Source organism: Neisseria sp. P0021.S007, assembly GCF_051956855.1.
The window spans coordinates 1-679 of record NZ_JBQCXA010000555.1; the positions used below are offsets into that span (position 1 = coordinate 1).

1 protein-coding gene and 1 pseudogene are annotated in these 679 nt (G+C 53.3%); one reads left to right on the forward strand and one right to left on the reverse strand.

Annotated features, from left to right (window positions below; translation table 11 throughout):
* A pseudogene (locus ACTHUR_RS14580) lies at positions 1-230 on the forward strand (TIGR01621 family pseudouridine synthase); the annotation flags it as partial.
* Between the two features lie 208 nt (positions 231-438).
* Here the strand turns inward: ACTHUR_RS14580 and ACTHUR_RS14585 are convergent.
* The coding region (locus tag ACTHUR_RS14585; RefSeq protein ID WP_440399301.1) for a GNAT family N-acetyltransferase at positions 439-679 on the reverse strand (241 nt) is incomplete at its 5' end.

Genomic DNA, 679 nt, shown 5'->3' on the forward strand with positions numbered 1-679 from the left:
GCCTGCGCCTGTTCGTCCTGCATCCGCATACGGGCAAAACCCACCAACTCCGTGTCGCCATGAAAAGCTTGGGCAGCCCGATTTTGGGCGATACGCTCTACGGCGGGAAGCCTGCATCGAGGATGTTCCTTCATGCGTGGAAAATCAAATTTGATTATCAAGATCAGGCGTTTGAAATCGCCGCGCCCTTGAGTGAGGAATGGCCGTTGAGGGGCATGGATTTTTTGTGAAAATTGAGTCGCCTGCAAACGCAGTTTCAATGCTTTGTTCTTTGCAAAACCTCTAGTCGCGTTCATAAAGTAAGTCTGACGGTTTGCCGTTTTCTCTTTCACAGAAGAGGGCGGCAAACCGTCAGGCTTTTTTAGGTCATGCTTGATTTTTAGAAACGCTAAACAAGGCAGTCGGCAGTTTTCAGACGACCTTGGGTTTCAAAACCGCTTAAGCCAGCTCTCGGACGAACACTTGCGAGTTACGGCCGTTGGCAAGGTAGTCGCGGCGGCGTTCTTTGGGTAATGCATCGGTAGAGGTCGTCTGAAAACCGCGTTCGACAAACCATTCGCCTGTGCGAGTGGAGAGGGCGAACAGACGGCGGATGCCCATGGTGAGGGCTTTTTGGAAGAGGTGGTCGAGCAGCATTTCGCCGTAGCCTCCGTCGCGGGCTTCGGGGGAGACGACGAGG